Annotated in this window: 15 protein-coding genes; 8 read left to right on the forward strand and 7 right to left on the reverse strand. The window is 72.9% G+C overall.

Annotated elements, in window-relative coordinates:
* Positions 1 to 12: 12 nt before the first annotated feature.
* A complete protein-coding gene (gene fes, locus ABEA10_RS10975) occupies positions 13 to 1,257 on the reverse strand; it encodes an enterochelin esterase (protein ID WP_345461193.1) in 1,245 nt (414 codons plus the stop codon).
* Positions 1,258 to 1,548: 291 nt separating this feature from the next.
* Here fes and ABEA10_RS10980 point away from each other — a divergent pair, with 291 nt between their 5' ends.
* A complete protein-coding gene (locus ABEA10_RS10980) occupies positions 1,549 to 2,187 on the forward strand; it encodes a flavin reductase family protein (RefSeq protein ID WP_345461196.1) in 639 nt (212 codons plus the stop codon).
* Between the two features lie 12 nt (positions 2,188 to 2,199).
* Here ABEA10_RS10980 and ABEA10_RS10985 read toward each other — a convergent pair whose 3' ends face one another.
* The gene (locus ABEA10_RS10985) at positions 2,200 to 3,114 is read right to left on the reverse strand and encodes a DMT family transporter (RefSeq protein WP_345461199.1); all 915 of its coding nucleotides are present in this window, start codon (positions 3,112 to 3,114) and stop codon (positions 2,200 to 2,202) included.
* Positions 3,115 to 3,226: 112 nt separating this feature from the next.
* Between ABEA10_RS10985 and ABEA10_RS10990 the strand changes: the two genes are divergently transcribed.
* A complete protein-coding gene (locus ABEA10_RS10990) occupies positions 3,227 to 4,108 on the forward strand; it encodes a LysR family transcriptional regulator (RefSeq protein WP_345461202.1) in 882 nt (293 codons plus the stop codon).
* Positions 4,109 to 4,136: 28 nt separating this feature from the next.
* Here the strand turns inward: ABEA10_RS10990 and ABEA10_RS10995 are convergent, their stop codons facing one another.
* Positions 4,137 to 5,003 (reverse strand): alpha/beta fold hydrolase, encoded by an 867-nt coding sequence (locus tag ABEA10_RS10995; RefSeq protein ID WP_345461205.1) that lies wholly within the window; start codon positions 5,001 to 5,003, stop codon positions 4,137 to 4,139.
* Positions 5,004 to 5,183: 180 nt separating this feature from the next.
* Between ABEA10_RS10995 and ABEA10_RS11000 the strand changes: the two genes are divergently transcribed.
* From ABEA10_RS11000 to ABEA10_RS11010, 3 genes are all read left to right on the forward strand, one after another.
* The gene (locus ABEA10_RS11000; RefSeq protein ID WP_345461208.1) at positions 5,184 to 5,657 is read left to right on the forward strand and encodes a class I SAM-dependent methyltransferase family protein; all 474 of its coding nucleotides are present in this window, start codon (positions 5,184 to 5,186) and stop codon (positions 5,655 to 5,657) included.
* 96 nt (positions 5,658 to 5,753) lie between these two features.
* Positions 5,754 to 6,563, forward strand: coding sequence for an acyl-CoA thioesterase (locus ABEA10_RS11005; protein WP_345461211.1), 810 nt, complete (start codon positions 5,754 to 5,756; stop codon positions 6,561 to 6,563).
* Positions 6,564 to 6,603: 40 nt separating this feature from the next.
* The gene (locus ABEA10_RS11010) at positions 6,604 to 7,032 is read left to right on the forward strand and encodes a GNAT family N-acetyltransferase (RefSeq protein WP_345461214.1); all 429 of its coding nucleotides are present in this window, start codon (positions 6,604 to 6,606) and stop codon (positions 7,030 to 7,032) included.
* Between the two features lie 110 nt (positions 7,033 to 7,142).
* Here the strand turns inward: ABEA10_RS11010 and ABEA10_RS11015 are convergent, their stop codons facing one another.
* The gene (locus ABEA10_RS11015; RefSeq protein WP_345461217.1) at positions 7,143 to 7,997 is read right to left on the reverse strand and encodes an endo alpha-1,4 polygalactosaminidase; all 855 of its coding nucleotides are present in this window, start codon (positions 7,995 to 7,997) and stop codon (positions 7,143 to 7,145) included.
* A 307-nt stretch (positions 7,998 to 8,304) separates the two neighbouring features.
* Here ABEA10_RS11015 and ABEA10_RS11020 point away from each other — a divergent pair, with 307 nt between their 5' ends.
* From ABEA10_RS11020 to ABEA10_RS11030, 3 genes are read left to right on the forward strand one after another with little or no spacing between them, the layout of a single operon-like run.
* Positions 8,305 to 8,682 (forward strand): trypco2 family protein, encoded by a 378-nt coding sequence (locus ABEA10_RS11020; RefSeq protein ID WP_329261212.1) that lies wholly within the window; start codon positions 8,305 to 8,307, stop codon positions 8,680 to 8,682.
* An 11-nt stretch (positions 8,683 to 8,693) separates the two neighbouring features.
* Positions 8,694 to 11,351, forward strand: coding sequence for a trypsin-like peptidase domain-containing protein (locus tag ABEA10_RS11025; protein WP_345461222.1), 2,658 nt, complete (start codon positions 8,694 to 8,696; stop codon positions 11,349 to 11,351).
* A gap of 1 nt (position 11,352) precedes the next feature.
* Entirely contained in the window at positions 11,353 to 12,570 is a 1,218-nt protein-coding gene (locus ABEA10_RS11030; RefSeq protein WP_345461225.1) for a tetratricopeptide repeat protein, read from the forward strand.
* A gap of 24 nt (positions 12,571 to 12,594) precedes the next feature.
* On the opposite strand, the gene ABEA10_RS11035 is transcribed toward ABEA10_RS11030, so the two are convergent.
* From ABEA10_RS11035 to ABEA10_RS11045, 3 genes are all read right to left on the reverse strand, one after another.
* Positions 12,595 to 14,004: a glycoside hydrolase family 28 protein gene (locus ABEA10_RS11035; RefSeq protein WP_345461228.1), complete on the reverse strand. Its 1,410-nt coding sequence runs from the start codon at positions 14,002 to 14,004 to the stop codon at positions 12,595 to 12,597.
* Positions 14,005 to 14,017: 13 nt separating this feature from the next.
* Positions 14,018 to 16,897: a beta-galactosidase gene (locus ABEA10_RS11040; protein WP_345461231.1), complete on the reverse strand. Its 2,880-nt coding sequence runs from the start codon at positions 16,895 to 16,897 to the stop codon at positions 14,018 to 14,020.
* Positions 16,898 to 17,026: 129 nt separating this feature from the next.
* Complete coding sequence (locus ABEA10_RS11045; protein WP_345461234.1) at positions 17,027 to 18,019, reverse strand: LacI family DNA-binding transcriptional regulator; 993 nt, start codon at positions 18,017 to 18,019, stop codon at positions 17,027 to 17,029.
* Positions 18,020 to 18,021 lie beyond the last annotated feature (2 nt).

Consider the following 18,021-nt stretch of genomic DNA (forward strand, 5'->3'; position numbering starts at 1 on the left):
GGGCGCGGCCGGTCACGCGCCCGACAACAGGCCCGCCAGGCCGTCGGCCAGTTCCGTACGCCAGCACAGGTAGTCGTGGCCGCCGTTGAACTCGCGGTAGACCGCGTCGTCGTACCCGGCGGCGGCGAGGGTGTCGCGCAGGCGGCGGGCGGCCGGGAGCAGCACCCATTCCTGCTCGCCGAAGGAGAGCCAGAAGCGCACCGGAAGGCGGGGCCCGTGGGCGATGCGGCCGGTGAGCCACTCCGGCTCCGGGCCGTCGGGCCACCAGAACGACCCCGACTGGGCCAGGACGTTGCCGAAGCGGTGCGGCGCCGTCAGCGCGGCGAAGGCCGCGCTGAGCCCGCCGAGACTCTGCCCGGCCACCACCGTACGGGCGGGGTCGCCGGTGAGCGGCAGCCGCGCGGACGCCCAGGGAAGCAGCTCGTCGGTGAGGAAGGCGACGAACTCCGGCCGGCACGTCAGCTCCGCCCACCGGGTGTCGCCGTCCACGGAGTCGGGCAGGACGGCGGCCAGCGGCGGGATCCGCCCGTCCGCGACGAGGTTGTCGAGAAGGTGCGCGACGCCGAGCCGCGGTTGCCAGTGCTCGCCGTCGAGGAGCACGAGGACGGGCAGCTCGGCCGAGGCCTCGACGCCCGGCGGGGTGTACAGCCAGACGCGCCGGTGGCCGCCGAGGTGCGCGGTCGCCACCTTGTGCTCGGCCACGGCACCGCGTGCGACATCCGCCCGGGGCTCCCAGTGCACGGCGCGTGGCGCGGCCGGCAGTTCGGCGTAGGAGACGGGGTCGCCGCTCCAGCGGCGCGGCAGCGTACGGGTGTTGAACGGGTCGGCCCGGCGGCGGGTGCGCAGCCATCGCCAGTAGTCGGCGCCGCCCGGCTCCGGACCGCCGCCCTCGTCGACGAAGAAGTCGTACGTCCCGCGCCAGTCGTCGCGCAGCCGGACCGTCCAGTGCCAGACGTCGGTCCCGGGCACGCGCTCCATCAGGTTGCGCTCGGGGTCGCGCGGGTCGCCGAGCTTGTTGGGCAGCACCTGGACGGCGCGCGTGGCGGGCGTGCCCCGCCACAGGAACGTCACGGCCACCTGGTCCGGACCGCCCCGCGGATCGGGCGCGATCAGAGGCGTGCCGCGCCGGCGGACGTCCGCCCAGAAGTCCGCGATGTTCTCCGGGCCGGGCAGGGCGAGAACGGGATCGTCGAGCCGGGGCACCGCGTCGGGCCGCGCCAGCCGGGGCGGATGGCTGGGGGCGCCAACGATGGGCACGGAGGCGAACATACGGCTGGCTCCCGGAGGACGGTGCGAACGGCTCAGGGGCCGTCTCCCCCGGCCACCTCACGACCGAGCGTACCGCCCGGACGCCGTCGCCGACGGCCCGGGGACCGCCCCCGTACGGCCCGGCCGACACGTGCGGGAGGCCCACGTCTCCGGCCGCTCCCCGGGCGCCGAACGCGAGGTCGGATTCCCGCCAGCGACCGCGGCCCGGTGCCACGCACAGTGGTGACCGGCCCCGCGTTCCGGGCCGATCCAACCCCGTACCCGGTGAAAGACGGAAGAGTGCATATCGATCCCGAACTCAAGGTGCTGTACTTCGGCACCCCGGTCGTCCTCATCAGCTCCCGCAACGAGGACGGCACCGCGAACCTCGCGCCGATGTCGTCCGCGTGGTGGCTGGGCGACCACTGCATGCTCGGCCTGGCCAACAGCGGCCAGACCCCCGCGAACCTGCGGCGCGAGCGCGAGTGCGTCCTCAACCTGCCGTCGTCGGCGATGGTGGAGGCCGTCGACCGGCTCGCGCTCACCACGGGCCGCCCGGTCGTACCCGAGCACAAGGCACGGCAGGGCTACCGGTACGAGCCGGAGAAGTTCGCGGCGGCCGGGCTGACCGAGCAGGCGTCGGAGCTGGTGGCGCCGCCCCGCGTCGCCGAGTGCCCGATCCAGCTGGAGTGCCGGCTCGTGGCGACGCACCCGTTCGGCGTCGGCTCCCTCAACGTGACGGCCTTCGAGGTCGAGGTCGTACGGTCCCACGTCGAGGAGGACCTGGTCATTCCGGGAACCCACTACGTGGACCCGGTGGGCTGGGACCCGCTGATCATGAAGTTCTGCGAGTTCTTCGGGGGCGGCCACAACGTGCACCCGTCCCGCCTCGCCGGCGGCTGGCAGATGCCGCACCGCCTCCGGCCGTCCGCCGTCTGACGCACCGGGTCCTCACCGTGACACGATCACGCCGGCCAGTACCAGCGCGCCCCCGGCCAGGGTGTTCCAGCCCGGCGGCTCCCCGAGGAGCCAGGCGCCCAGCAGCGTCGACCAGAGCGGCGTGACGTAGGTGACCGAGGCCGCCACCGTCGTCCCCGCCGCACGGATCACCGCCAGGTTGATGATGTAGGCCAGCCCGGTGCCGGCGGCTCCCAGCACCACCAGGGCGACACCCGCCCGCTCGCCGGGCCACGACGGCGGCCCGGCGAGCAGGGGCGTCACGACGGCCAGCTCGACGGTCGCGCAGAGGACCTGCGTCAGCGCCAGCGCCGCCGCCGCGTCACGCCGGCCGGAGAAGTACCTCCGCGTGTAGGTGAAAGCCGCGCCGTAACAGGTCGTCGCCCCCAGACACGCCAGGTCACCCGTTGCGGTGCCGCCCTGGAGCCCGTGCCAGACACCCAGTACCACGAGGACGCCGGCGAACCCGGTCAGCAGGCCGAGCACGCGCCGTGCGGTGGGCCGCTCCCCTGGAATCAGCGCGAGGACGAAGACGAGCGTGGTCAGCGGGGTGGTCGCGTTCCAGATGCCGGCCAGCACCGAGCTGACCCGCGTCTCCCCGTAGGAGAACAGCGCGAAGGGCACCGCGTTGAAGAGCACCGCCACCACGAGCGCGTGCGCCCACGTGGCCCGGTCGCGCGGCGGCGCGATCCGGCGTACGGCGCACACCGCGCCCAGGGCCACGGCGCCGAAGAAACAGCGCCAGAAGGCCACCCACATCGGCGCGGTCCCCGCGTCCACCGCGACCTTGATCAGCGCGAAGCTCGCACCCCAGATCAGCGACAGCAGCGCGAACCCCGGTATCCAGCGCAGCGTCGCACGGTCGCCGGCCGACCGGCGCGCCGGTCGGGTCTCACGAAGCTCGGTCACGGCATCGGATGATGCGCCGGATCGGCATTATGAGTCCAACAAGTAGCATTTCGCCTCACATGAGGATCGCTCATGACCGCATGTGGTGAGCGAGAGCGCCGCCGGAGGACTCATGAACCTGAACCTCAGCCAGCTGCGGGCGTTCGTGGCGGTGCTCGACGAGGGCGGCTTCGGCGCTGCGGCCGAGACGTTGCACATCAGCCAGTCCGCCGTCTCCCATGCCGTCGCCGCGCTCGAGCGTGGCCTCGGTTCCGCCGTGCTCACCCGACAGGCTCCCCCGCGGCCGACCGCCTTCGGGGAGCGTGTCCTCCCCCACGCCCGTGCCGCCGTCGCGGCGGCGACCGCCATCCGCGACCTCGCGGACGAGCGCGACGGCCGGCCGGGCGGCAGCCTCCGGCTGGCCGCGCCCACCACGGTGTGCCAGGGTCTGCTGCCCGGCCTGATGACCCAGTGGCGAGCCGACTTCCCCCGTGTCGGCGTCACCCTGTTCGAGGGCGAGGACGAGGAGATCGCCGGCTGGCTCGGCGACGGCACCGTCGACCTCGCCGTCCTCGTCGACCCGCCGCCCGGGCCGGGCGTGACCATCGCACGGGACCGCTTCCACGCCCTGCTACCCGCGGATCACCCGCTCGCCGGCGAACCGGCCGTCGACGTCGCCGACCTCGCCGATGACGCGTTCCTGCTCTCGCTCGGGGGCTGCGAGCGACACATCCGCGAGCTGTACCGCCGGGCGGGGGTTCCGTTCGACCCGACGCACCGCATCCGCGACATGGGAACGCTGATGGCGATGGTCCGCGCCGGGATCGGCGTCTCGATCCTCCCGGCCCTGGCCGGCGCCATGCTCGTCCCGCGCCTGGTCATGGTCCCGCTCATCCAGGAGATCACCCGCCGCCTGGTGCTCACCGGTCCGCCTGGACACCCCTGGCATCCGGCCGTCACCGCGATCGTGGACGCCGCGTCCGCCCGGCCGGATCACGTCCCGCCGGGCGGATGAACGTTTTCCCGGCTCCGGAGGACGGGCGTCAGCCGGTGAGGACCGTGCGGAGGGTGGCGGCGAAGGCCTCGGGCTTGCCGGTGGGGCCGTACTCACCGCCGAGGAACCCGTCGTGCCCGCCCGGGAAGGTGACGGGCTCCGTCCCGAGGCGGTCGGCCACCGCCACGGCCGCACGGCCGGTCAGCACCTGGCCGGACTCGGCTCCCACGCCGATGACGATCCGGGTCGGCGCCGCGCGCAGCGCCGCGAAGTCGGGCCGGTAGTGGGTGCAGGACAGCATGTTCTGCCCGACCAGCGGATCGTCGCGTGAACCGTCGTCCTCGGCCGGCAGCCCGAAGGCGGCGGGGTCGGGCGCCGGCCCGTCGGCGAACCCGGCCGGGACCGGCCCTTCGTGGCTCATGAGCGCGATGAACTTCGCCATCGCGGGCCCCATGCCGCTGCGCAGGTACGTCTCGTGGATGTCGACGCACACGGCGAGTACCGGCTCGCGGTCCGGCAGTTCCCGTGCCACGGGCGGCTCGTGCGCCACGAGTGTCCGGACCTGCTCGGGATGCCGTGCCACCAGGGCCAGGCCGTTGACGGCTCCGCCGCTGCTGGCGAAGATCTCCACCGGGCCGGCGTCCAGCAAGGCGATCAGCCGGTGCAGGTCGTCGGCGTGCTCCTCGGGCGTGGACTCGGCGGCGTCGTCGGTACGCCTGCTGCGCTCCGCCCCGCGCGGGTCGTAGGTCACGACCGTACGGTCGGCGAAGTGCCCGGCCAGGGTGGCGAACGCCGCGGCGCCCATCGGCGAGCCGATGAGCAGCAGGACCGGATGGTCGCCGGAGCCGTGGCTCCGGACGTCGTAGTGCAGCACGGCGCCCGGCACGGTCAGCGTGCCGGTCTTCGTCTCGATCACGACTGCTCTCCCCTGGCGGATGACTCTCATTTTTCACCCATGCGGACTCACGACGCCCGCGAAACTCATCGGTCCGGCCCCGGAGAACGACACGATGGTTTCCGGCGCGCGACGGATACCCGGTGGCCCACGGCCGCGCTCCCCCGCCCACGGCCCTGCCCGGCGGTTAGGGTGATGGCCATGGACTGGCGAGCCTGGCACGACCAGTACGACCTGGCGGATTCGTCGCTGGCCCGGCGTCTGAAGGTGGTGCAGCAGCAGGTCGGCGCCGCTCTGGACGACTGCCCGCCCGGTCCGCTGCGCGTCGTCAGTCTGTGCGCCGGGCAGGGCCGGGACCTGTTGGAGGTGCTCGACGGGCATCCCCGCCGGGCCGACGTTCGCGCGCGCCTGGTGGAACTCGACGAACGCAACACCGCGCTCGCCTCGGCGGCGGTCAGGGCCGCAGGGCTCGACCAGGTGGAGGTGCTCACGGGCGATGCCGCGCTCACCGACCATTACCGCGGCATGGTTCCGGCGGACGTGGTCCTGGTGTGCGGGCTGTTCGGCAACATCACCGACTTCACGGCCGAACCGCAACCACTGGCGGCAGGCGATTCCATGTTCACTTTCGTGGGATACGGCCTGCTCAAGCAGCGAAGTTCCGACGCCGGGTAGCGGCCGGCAAAGCCCCGGCCGCGATACCGCGCGAGCCCGAATGCCCCGTCCGAGGGAGAATGTCCCGCGACACCCTCGTCAGGACGAAAGGCACCCGTGACCGACGCAGCGCCGTTCTGGGCCTCGCTGGAACTCGATCGACTGGACGGCGATCATTTCCTCGCCGCTCCGCAGGACGGTGTGCTGGAGCGGTCGTTCGGCGGGCAGGTGGCGGCGCAGGCGCTGCGTGCCGCCGGTCTCACCGTCGACGCGCGGCGTCGGGTGCACTCCCTCCACGCCTACTTCCTACGGCCCGGCCGACCGGGTCTGCCGCTGCGGTTCGAGGTGAGCAGGACGCGCGACGGACGCGCCTTCTCCACCCGCGACGTCACCGCCTGCCAGGAGGGGAAGCCGATCTTCGAGATGATCGCCTCCTTCCACGAGCCCGAACCCGGCGAGGACTGGCAGGCGGCCGCTCCCCCGTCCGTGCCGCCGCCCGACGGCCTCCGTCCGGTGCGTCTGCCGCTGCTGTTCGGCGACGACCAGCCGGTGGAGATACGGCCGGTCGCCACACCCGATCCCGGCCCCTTCCCGATCTCCCACCCCTTCTGGGCACGGGCGACGACGCCGGTCGGCGCGGATCCGGCACGGCACGCGTGCGTGCTCACCTACCTGTCGGACCTCGCCGTCGTACGGGCGGCCCGGTCGCCGGAGTCTCAGGCGCTGGGAGTGAGCCTCGACCACGCGATCTGGTTCCACCGCCCGCCGCGCGTCGACGAGTGGCTGCTGTACTCCATGGACCCCGTCGCCCACGTGGGCACCCGCGGCCTGGCTCAGGGCTCGGTGCGGACCCTCGACGGAACCCTCGTCGCCTCCGTGGCCCAGGAAGCCCTCCTGCGGGCAGCCGGCGACTCATCCCGACGATGACCACGGTGTCCCGACGGAGCGTTGTGATAGACCAGGCGACATGCCTGACTTTGACCTGCGCATCCGCCAGGGCCGGGGTGACGATGTCGACCGGCTGCTGGCCTTCTGGCGGGAGGCCGCCGAGGGCGTCAGCGTCACCGACGACCGGGACGGTGTGCGGCGGCTCCTCGAGCGGGACGCCGCGTCCGTTCTGGTCGCCGAGGTGGACGGGGAGATGGTCGGCACGGTCATCGCGGGCTGGGACGGCTGGCGCTGCCATCTCTACCGCCTGGCCGTAAGACCGGCGAGCCGCCGCAGGGGCGTCGCCACCGCGCTCCTGGCGGCGGCGGAGCGGCGGTTCCTCGAACTCGGCGGACGCCGCGGCGACGCGATGGTGCTGGATGACAACGCCCTTGCCCACCATGCTTGGAAGGCCGCCGGCTACGCACCCCAGGCGGAATGGACCAGGTGGACCAAGCCTCTCACCTGAGGCCCGCATCGGCACCGAGACGGCCAGCGTCGGCGAAGACCTCCGAGGAGACGGGCCCCGGCCGGAACGCCGGGAAGGCGAGGCGGCGGGGCCCGTACGGTTCGGGGCGGTCAGACGCCGCGGCAGGGAACCCGGTAGGCGGTCAGGTCGAGGTCCTTCTTCAACGAGTTGAAGTTCTGGGCGTTGGCCTTCGCGCAGAACTTCGAGGTGGCCAGGTCGTACTCGACGTTGAAGACGGCCTTGCCGGCGGCGACGTACTTGTCATAGCCGTAGCCGCCGGTCTGCGCGCTGGTGCACTCGTCGTACGTCCAGCACTCCTCGTTCAGCGCCCAGTCGAAGTACGGCTGGAGGGCCTTGAGCTGTGCGTTGTCGTTCTTGAGCCCCACCGACAGGCCACGGCCGTGCGCCTCGTTCGCCAGCCAGCCGTTGAACTTCAGCTGGTCGTTCGCGGTGAGCGGGAACCCGGGATCGTTGCCGTAGCCGTCGACGTTGTCGAACTCGATCGCGTCGAACCCCTTGGACTTGCACATGTCCATGCGCGCCTTGAGGATCGTGCCGAGCGTGCCGGTGTACTGCCGGATGTCCAGCCAGCGCTCGCCCTCCCAGCCGTCGACGTCGTTGCCGAGCACGCTGCTGGGGAAGTCGCCGGCGTCCGGGCGCCAGTCCTCGTACGTGCCCGCGCTGATGTAGCAGACGACCTTGCGGCCGGACTTGGTGGAGTGCAGTTGGGACACGTCACCGGCGGTGGCGTCGAAGCCGTCGATGTCGTACATGGTCACGTCCAGGTACGGCGCGGACGGCACCGACGAGAGCTGCCACTGCCAGCTGGTGTTCAGGGCCGGGTGCCAGCAGCCGGAACACGAGACCGGGCTCGGGAGTGTGGCGGCCTGGACCGGCGCGGCCGATACCAGGCAGGTGAAGAGTGCCGCGAGAGCGGCGACGATGAGGCGTACTCGATGGCGCATGAACGCTCCTCGTGAGACTGAGCACCACGGGGCGGCATGCGTGCTGTTCCGCACTCCCCGTACTCACCGGCCCCGGCTTCACCGCGGCGGCAGGGGTGGCGTCGCCCATATGGATCCGCAGGACTGACGCCAGCACGCGAGGAATCGCTCCTTCCGTCGGCCAGCAGAGAGGATCACCCATCAGTGGATCTTGCGCAACCCCTTCCGGCGCGGAAGCGCGGGACCTGCCGCTTCGCCGCTTCGAGTGTCGGCCGGCCGGCCCCGGGACGCCCGTCACCCACGGACTCCCCGCCGTGGGCGAATTATCATGACATTCACGATCGCGAGCCAGCGGGTGGCCGGGAGAGCGGAGCGCGACATGGAATCGCCGGTGCCGGATGACGGACTTCCGCTCGCTCGAGCGCTGTCGAGCCTGCGTGCCGAGCTGGCCGAGGCCATCGAGGCGGCGCGTCAGGAAGAGCTGCGCTTCAAGGTCGAGTCGATCGAGGTGAACCTCCAGGTGGTCGCCACGACCTCCGGCGGCGGCTCGGCGGAGCTCGGCCTGTGGCAGGTGGTGAAGGTCGGCGGCAAGCTCGACCACAGCCGGGGAGCGACCCACAGCGTGAAGCTCACGCTCACCCCGGACCTGGCCGGCGACACGGCCGACGTCCGCGTCGCGGACGCTCTTCCCGAGCGCCCCGCCTGATCCGAGGCGCCATGTCGCCGGCACACAGGAGCAGGGCCGCGCGGGTCGTCGAGATCTGGGCCGAGGCGGAGGACGACGGCCGGTACGGTTCGGGATACGCGATCGGCGACGATCTGGTGCTCACGGCCGGCCATCTGGTCAGGGCCGATGACGGAACCCCGCGGACCGTCCAGGTGCGGCCGCTCGGCGCGGCGGACTGGACCGGAGAGGTCACCGTGGTGTGGTGCCGGCTGGACGGCGCGGTCGACGCGGCGTTGCTCCGGGTGCGCGACGCCCCGTGGCGCGGGTCGCCCGGCGGCGCGCCGCGCTGGGGTCGTCCCGCCGTCGACGAACGGGTCCCATGCGTGGCGATCGGCTTCCCCGCCTCGCAGTCCCGTCCCGGACGTGTGCGCGACACCGACGAGGCCGTGGGGCGGCTGTCGCCGAACACCCGCGCCAAGGGCGGCCGGCTGGTCGTCGACGTCGGCTCGCCGCCGCCCGCCGGCACGCCGGGAGCCTCATGGTCGGGCATGTCCGGCGCGGCGCTGCTGTCCGCTCGCGGACGGCGCCTGCTCGGCCTCGTGGTCGAGGACCTCGAGGGCTTCGCCCACCGCCGGCTGGAGGCGGTGGGCGTGGAGCGGCTCCTGGCGGACCCGGAGTTCGCCGCGCTGGCCGGCCATCCGGTACCGGAGCCGGTCCACGAGGACGAACCCTGGCCGCTCGACCCTCGCGTGCTCCGCGAGCCGTACGACGAGCTGCCGCACCGTCACTCCGAGGCGCGGCTCCTCCTGCCGCGCCACGGCGTCGTGCCGTTCTCCGGGCGCGCCGGCGAGCTCGCGAGCCTGCGCGACTGGTGCCGTTCGGCGGAGTCCTTCAGCGTCGCGCTGGTGACCGGTGAGGGCGGTGCGGGCAAGAGCAGGCTCGCCGCCGAGCTGTGCGTACGGATGCGCGAGGAGGACGGCTGGGACGCCTACGTCGCCGATCAGGACCTGGTCGACGACGAGGCCTGGGCGCGGATGGACCCGGTCTGGCCGCTGTTACTGGTCTTCGATTACGCCGAACGGATGATCCCGGCGCTGACCCGGCTGGCCGACCGGCCGGCGAACTCCCGCCGTTCCGGGCCGCCGGTACGGCTGCTGCTGGTCGCGCGGCAGGCCGGCGGCTGGTGGCGGGCGATCGACGCCGAGACCGGCGGCCTGTTCACCGAGGTCACCGACCTGCGGCTGACTCTCACTCCGGCCGATTTCGGACCGGCGGACCGGGCCGAGCAGGCCGAAGCCGCGGTGTCCGCCTTCGCCGGCCGGCTCGGCGTGGAGCCCCGCCCCGCGCCGGACGTGAGCGGTGAGGAGTACGACAGCCCGTTGCTGGTGCACGTCGCCGCGCTGCTGAGCGTGCACGGCGAGCGGATCGACGGCCACGCCCCCGGCGGCCTGCGGACCCGGCTGCTCGACCGCCTGCTCGACCGGGAGAGACGGCGATGGGGGCACGCGCAGACGCGGTGGAGCGGCGGCGGCCGCGTCCTCCTCGGGCTGGGCGAGGTTCCCGCCCAGCAGGCCGTCGCGCTCGCCTCGCTGACCGCACCGGACCGGAACGAGGCCCGTGAGCTGCTCCGCGCGGTCCCCGACCTGGCCGACGCGACGTCGGAGCGGCGCGGCCAGGTCGCCGACTGGCTCGTCCAGGCGTTCCCGTCCGCCGAGGACGACCGCGAGGGCGTCCCGGCGATCGCGTCGCTGCGCCCCGACGCGCTCACCGAGCGGCTGCTGGCCACCACGCAGGACCTCGCCGATCTCGTGACCAGGCTCGTCGACCAGGAAGCCTGCACTCTGTCCCACCTGACGCGCACCCTGCACGCCCTGCACCTCGCCGCCGACCGCGCCACCTCGGTACGGCGGGTCCTGGGCACGCTGCTGGCCTCACGGCTGCCGGAGCTGCTGACCGCCGCGGCGACCGCGCCGTGGTCGGCGTTCTCCTGGCTGCTGAACGACTGTCTCGCCGAGTACGGTGAGCCGCCCTCGGACGCGGACCCGGCGCGGGCCGAGACGGCGCGGGCCATCGCCGACGCGGCTCGGGCCGGCCTGGACGCGGTGCATCCGGACCTGCTCCTCGGACGGCTGGCGGTCACCCATGCGCGGCTGGCCGTACGCCACTGTCGCGCCGCCGCCGGCACCGGGCCGCCACCGCATGAGCTGGCCGACGCCCTGGTCCGGCTCGGTATCGCCGTCACGAACCTCGGCCGGCACGACGAGGCGGTCGACGCCCTCCGCGAGGCCACCGGCGTCCTCCGGAGCCCGGCCGGGTCCGCGCCCGACCGGGCGACCCTGGCGTACGCCCGCTACAGCCTGGGCGTCGCCCTCGGCAACGCGGGCCGGTTCGCCGAGGCGGCCGAGGAGTCCGGGGCCGCCGCCGGCCTGTACCGGGAGCTCGGCGCCGCCGATCCGAAGCGGTACCGGCCCCATCTGGCGAGCAGCCTGAAGAACCACGCCGTCGACCTCACCGACGCCGGGCGGCACGAGGAGGCGCTGGCCGTCGCCGGAAAGGCCGTCACGAGCTTCGCCGAGCTCGCCGGCATCGATCGCGCACGCTATCGTCGACCTCACCGACGCCGGGCGGCACGAGGAGGCGCTGGCCGTCGCCGGAAAGGCCGTCACGAGCTTCGCCGAGCTCGCCGGCATCGATCGCGCACGCTATGAGGTGGAGTTCGCCGACGCGCTGAGCACGTTGGCGATCGCCTACGCCCGCTCCGGCCACCCGGACACGGCCGTCTCCGCCAACCTGCAGGCCGTCGCGATCCTCGACCGGGTCTCGACCGAGTCCGAGCGTCTGCGCCCGGACGTCCTGCGCAAGTGCGCGTCCGCGCTGATCAACCTCAGCGCGGACCTCGCCGATCTCGACCGGCACGAGGAGGCCGCGGACGCGACCGCCCAGGCCGCCGAGATACGCGAGCGGCTCGCCGCGGTGGATCTCGAACGCTACGGCCCCGAGTACTCCCGCGCCCTGGAACTGCTGGCCGATCGGGCGGAGCGGATCGGCCGGTACGACGACGCCGTGGCGGCGGCCGATCGGCGGGCCCAGGTCTGCTCGGCGCTCGCCGCGGCGGATCCGCTCCGCCATCGACGGACGCTCGCCGACGCGCTCCACATGCTCGGCCGTCGCTTCTGGCAGGCCGGCGACGTGTCCCGGGCGCTGGAGGTCACGCGGGAGGCCGTCGCCGCCTACCGGGAGCTGCCCGAGCCGGACCGGGGCGAGTCCCGCCCGTACCTCGCGCAGGCGCTGCACGATCTCGCCGTCCACTGGGCGGCGGCCGGCGCCATGGACGAGGCGGTGACCGCCGCCGGCGAGGCCGTGGAGATCCGCCGCGCACTCGTCACCGAGTTCCCGGGCGAGCCCGCCGTCGCCGACCTGGCCGCCTCGCTGAGCCAGTTGGGCCAGACGTACGGGGAGCTCGGCCGGGCGTCCGAGGGATGGGCGGCCGTGGACGAGGCCCTCGCGCTCATGCGGCGGATCACCGAGGGCGCGCCCGGAGCGTACCGCGCGGAAGTGGCCCAGACCCTCAACAGCGTCGGAAGGGCGTACGCCCGGACCGGGCGCGTCGCCGACGCGCTGCCGCCCTTCCACGAGGCCCTCGGCATCCGCCGTGACCTGGCCGCCGCCGACCCCCGCCGGTACGAACCGGCGCTCGCGGAGTCCCTGCACAACCTGGGCACCGCCTTCCGGGCGAGCGGCCTGTCCGCCCAGGCGGTGCCCCTGTTCGAGGAGGCGGCGACGCTCTACCTCCGGCAGGCCGAGGCCGGGACGACGCCCCCAAGGCTGACCCGGACCGTCGGGGCCCTGGTGAACCTGCTGGTCGAGGACGGGCGGTTCGCCGACGCCGACCGGTGGATCCGCAAGGCCGTGAGGTTCGTTGTGTGAGGTGACGGCCTCGGCCGGAGGACGTCAAAGGCTCATCGGCGCGCCGTTGACCAGGACGTCCCGGATGGACAGGCCGTCGACGTACTGGATCTCGCTGTCCTGCGCGATGCTCCGGAAGACGCAGTCGCGGAGCCGGACGTCCCTGATCGGGTCGCGTTCGTAGCCGACCATGCTCGCGACGGCGCGCGCGCTCTCGCAGGTCAGGTCGCGCACCTCGATGTTGCGCACGATCGGGTCGTACTCTCCGGTGTCCCCCTCGCCGTGGTTGAGATTCATGGAGATGAACTCGTGGTTGATGCCGCTGACCGCGATGTCCTTCAGGTAGATGTTCTCGATCAGCCCGCCGCGCACCGAGTTCGTCTTCACGTAGAGGCCGTAGTGCAGATCGGAACCGCCCATCCGGGAGTTCCTCGCGTACACGTTCGCGACGCCGCCCGAGGTCTCACTGCCGATGGCGATCGCCCCGTACCGGTTGATCATCTCGGTGTTCTCGATGAGCACGTCCGTGCACGGCACGCCGACCCGGCGGCCGTCGTCGTCGCGGCCGGACTTGATCGCGATGCAGTCGTCGCCGACGTCGAACGAGCAGCCGCGGATCACGACGCCACGGCAGGACTCCGGGTCGCAACCGTCGTTGTTCGGTCCCTTGCTCACGACCGTGACGTCCTGGACGGTGACGTTCTCCGACAGGACCGGATGGATCTCCCACATCGGGGAATCGACGATCGTGACGCCCTCGACGAGCACGTTCCGGCACCGGTAGAACTGGATGAAGTTCGGCCGCAGGTGATTTCCGTCGCCGAACACCCGCTGCTTCACCGGAACACCGTCGGCGGCCATCTTCTGCAGCGTGGCCCACGCCGCGTCCGCCGCGTCGTCGCCGTTCCAGGACCACCAGTTGTCCCACGTGGCCTGGCCGTCGAGCGTGCCCGATCCGGTGACCGCGATGTTCTTGCGGCCGTAGGCGTAGATCAGCGGCGAACAGTTGTAGCACTCGATGCCCTGCCACCGGCTGTAGACGGCCGGCAGATAGTCGGCGGCGTTCGTGCTGAAGGTGATCCGCGCGTCCTTCTCCAGATGCAGGTCGACGTTGTCCAGCAGGTGGATCGGCCCGGTCAGGAACGTGCCGGCCGGGACGATGACGTGCCCGCCGCCCGCGGCGTGGCAGGCCTTGACGGCCCGGTCGAACGCCTCGGTGCACAGCGTCGTCCCGTCGCCCGCCGCGCCGAAGCGGGTGACGGGGAAGCGGCGGTTCGGGAACCTCGGCGGCCGGACGCGCCGCGCGATGCCCTCGGCGTACCCCCATCCGGGCCGGCCGTGCCCGCCGGTGGTCGCGGCCCCGGCGGGTCCGCTCACGGCCGCGACGGCCCCGGCCAGCACCAGCCCGCCGGCCGTGCCGAGCACTGTCCTGCGCGACCAGTCGTGTGAGGTCATCGGGAGAGTCCTTTCATCGCGAGGAGGAGACGGGACCGGCGTAGTCGCCCTCCCGCACGAGCGAGACGTCACCGAGCCCGCCGGAGCCGTCCAGGCCCCAGGCCGCGATCGCGACGGTGTTCTCGCCGTCGGTCCGCAGGATTCCGGCGGGTACCTGGAAGACGTGCTGCGGACCCACGTCGTTGATGTACCGGCCGACCTGCCAGCCGTTGACGAAGATCAGTGCCCGGTAGTGCCGTGCCGCGTCGTCGTCGATCTTGAGCCCGATCGGTACGTCCTGTCCCTTGGGGACGTTCAGCCGGAACGTCGTCCGGTACCAGCCCACGCCGGGGGTCGGCTCCGCGTGCGGCAGGCTCACCGTCGGCCAGCCGGCGTCCTGACGGCCGGGCAGGGACCAGCCGGCCCGCTCCCCGTACAGCCCGCCGTTGTTGTACGGGCCGCGCACGCGGTCGGCCGGGTTCTCGCCGCCCTGGTCGCCCTGGATCCGCCACTTGATCGTCGCGGACGAGCCGGTGATCGCGGCGCCGGTGAGACCGCGCGGCTCCCGGTACGAGTCGTCGGCGGCCCGGTCCTGGTCGTGGCCCATGTTCTCGGCCAGCACGGACACGACGTTGTCCGCGCCCGGGCGCAGCGCCGAGGCGGGGAAGGCGAAGTTCTTGTTCCCGTCGCCGCCGCTGCCGAGGTAGTGGCCGTTGAGCCAGACCGCGTACGCGCCGTGGTCGGTGACCGTGGCGGACAGCGTGATGCCGGTCTGGCCTCCGGTGGCGGTGAAGTGGCCGCGGTACCACACGTCGCCGTGGTGGAAGCCGTAGTCGTCCGGGTACAGGACCGGCGTCGTCCTGTCCCAGTACGGGTTGTCCGTCGTGGTGTGGTCGGCGGCCGCCCAGGCGGAGTCGTCGAAGTCCGGCTGGGCCTCCGGCGTCTCGTAGCGGTACTTCCAGTTCGTCAGCGCCGGCAGCGACACCGGGCGCGGCCCGGACAGCTGTCCGCTGAGGCTGCCGGAGCTCGTCGGCGCCATGCGGACCGGACGGCCGTTCCAGCGCACCGAGCGCGCGCCCTGCGGGGCGAAGACCTCCAGCGGCCCGGCCCGGTCGGTGTCGCCGGTCAGCGCGACCTCCGCGCCGTGGCCCGAGACGGATGCCCCGCGCACCAGGTAGGGGCCGCGGGCCAGGACCGGCCCGGCGCTCGTGTCGACCCGCCAGAAGGTCCCGGCGGCCTGGTCGTCGCCGATCAGCAGCAGCAGGTCGCGCGTGCCGCCGTGGACGAGCACGCGGGCCAGGCCGTCGTGCTCGTAGTCGAGCCGGAGGTCGTGCCGGCCGGCGTCCCAGCTCGACCGCACCGAGCCGGACAACACGGTGACCTTGGGCTTGGAGGCGTAGCGCAGGACGGTCTCCCCGTCCTCGCCGTGGCGCCCGTACAGCACCGCGACGTCGCGCTTGCCGGAGCCCGAGGGCTGGGCGAACGTCCCCTGCGTCATCAGCTCCGAGGTCGAGTAGACCAGCTCCTGGCCGCCGAACCGGTACGCGGCGACGAGCAGCTTCGAGTCACGCCCCGCGAGGGTGAGCGCGGTACCGGGCGCGCTCGGCACGGTCGGGTAGCGGCCCGCCGCGCCCAGGTCGAGCGCGAGGTGCGTCCGGTCGTCGGCGGTGGAGGTGGAGTCGGCGTGGCGCACGACGTAGAACCGCGTCCCGGTGTTCGGGTCGACCCGCGCGTCCATCCGGATCGCACTGTCGTCCGGCGGCGCGGTGGTGAGCGGATCCGTCGTACGCAGCGGGGCCACGGACTGGACCAGGTAGCCGAGGAGCTTCTGCTCGGTGTACTTGGGGGTGAGCCGGCGCGCCTCGTCGATCGCGGCGCCGTAGTCGTAGGAGGTGTAGTCGAAGTCCGTGGCGAGCCAGCCCCAGTTGGTGCCGCCGTAGGTCATGTAGAAGTTCTGGATCGTCGCGCCCGCGGCGAGGTTGGCCTCCTCGAAGACCCGCTCGAAGTCGGGGCCGGTCAGCGTCCGGCAGTTCTCATGGCCCGCGCCGCCCCACTGGTCGAACGCCCCGCCCTGGAACTCGGCGAAGTTCACCGGCGTGTCGGGGAGCCCGGCGCGGTACTGCCCGTAGTCGGACGGGACCGGCTTCCACTGGCCGGGCTCGGCGCAGTTGAAGCTCTGCGGGTAGACGGTGTACCCCTCCATGTCGACGGCGCCCGTGCCGGAGGTGAACCTGGCGTCGTTCGCGCCGGTGAACGGCACCGTGATGCCGTCGGAGCGGACCTTCTTCTCCAGCGCGCTCAGGTACGCCCGGCTCTCCTCCTCGCTCTGCTTGACGCTGTAGAGCTCGTTCTCCACCTGGTAGAGGAGCACGGGGCCGCGGCCGTCGGTGACCTGGTGGCGGGCCAGGATCCGGTCGATTTCTCCCAGCCACTCGTTCGCGGCGGCGAGGTAGGCCGGATCGGTGGAGCGGGCCTTGCCCTTGAGGGTCGTCAGCCAGCCGGGGAAGCCGCCGGAGTCGGTCTCGGCGTTGATGTACGGGCCCGGGCGGGCGATGACGTACAGCCCGAGCTGGTCGGCGATGTCCAGCAGCCGGTCGACGTCGCGGACCCCGGTGAAGTCGTACACGCCCCGGCGCGGTGAGTGGTAACCCCAGTCGAAGTAGATGGACACCGCGTTGAACCCGGCGGCCTTCATCTTCTCCAGCACGTCACGCCACAGGGCGGGGCTGGGCAGCCGCCAGTAGTGGAACTCGCCGGACCACAGGTAGACCCGCTTGCCGTCGATCGTCAGCGAGTAGCGGTCGTAGCCGACCGTGTGCCGCCCCTCGCGCTCGGCGTGCGCGGGCGCGGAGAGCAGCCCGGTCGTCAGCAGGCACGCGAGCACCAGGGCCAGAAGAGGCCGCCGGATCGCCATCGGCCCATCCCTTCGTGGGGAAAAGGTTTTCCTAAACCCCGGTCCTATCGTGTGGTGCCGCGCCGGTCAATCGTTTGATCCAAATTGGCCGACGTCGGCACCGAGCACGGCGCCCGGGGCGCGTGATCGTCAGTCGTGGGGCGGAGGAGCGGTGGAGGCCCGCGTGATCAGCGCCATCGGGCCGGCGAGGATCTCCTCGACGCTGTCGTCGGGCTTGAGGCCGTTCAGCAGCGAGACGCCACGACGGCCGAGCTCCTCCAGCGGCATCCGCACCGTGGTCAGGGGCGGCGCCAGGTAGCTGGCGAGGTCGAGGTCGTGCACCGCCACGATGGACATCTGGCGGGGGATCTCCAGCCCGGCCTCGCGCAGGCGTTCCATCGCGCCGATGGCCGAGGCCACGTTCGCCACGAAGACGGCGGTCGGCGGGTCGGGGGCGGCGAGCAGCGAGCCCATGGCCGCGGCCCCGCCGGCCGGCGTGTAGTCGGCGGCGGCGATCGGCCCGTCGGGCAGCCCGGCCTCGCGCATCGCCGCGGAGTAGCCGGCGAACCGCCGCTGCGCCGTGTCCGCGCCGGAGGGACCGGCGAGGTGGGCGATACGGCGGTGGCCGAGCCCGACGAGATGCCCGACGGCGAGCCGGGCCGCGCGCTCGTCGTCCAGGATCACGTAGCGCTCGACGGCCGGGCTGCGGCGGTTGAGCATGATCCAGGGCACGGCCGCGCGGTCGAGCTGCTCGATCAGCCCGGTGTCCTCCCCCGACCCCGCCAGCAGCAGCCCGTCGATCCGGCCGGGGCCGAGCAGGTCCATGTAGCCGACCAGCCCGGCGCCGGTGGCGCTGCCGGTGACCAGCACGCAGCCCAGGGCCGCGGCGGCGGCCTCCGCGCCCTTGATGATCTCGGCGTAGACGGGGTTGGCGAAGTCGGGGATGAACAGCCCGAACATGTGCGCCCGCGCGGTGCGGAGGCTGCGGGCCGTCACGTTGGGCCGGTAACCCAGCTCCTTGATCGCCGCCAGGACCCGCTGACGGGTCTCCGGCCGGATGTTGAGGGTCGGGTCGTCGTTGACCACGCGGGACACGACCGCGCGGTCCACCTTGGCCATCGCGGCGACGTCCGCCAGAGTCACAC

Origin of the sequence: Actinoallomurus oryzae, from assembly GCF_039541955.1 — a bacterium.
In the GTDB taxonomy this organism is placed as follows: domain Bacteria; phylum Actinomycetota; class Actinomycetes; order Streptosporangiales; family Streptosporangiaceae; genus Actinoallomurus; species Actinoallomurus oryzae.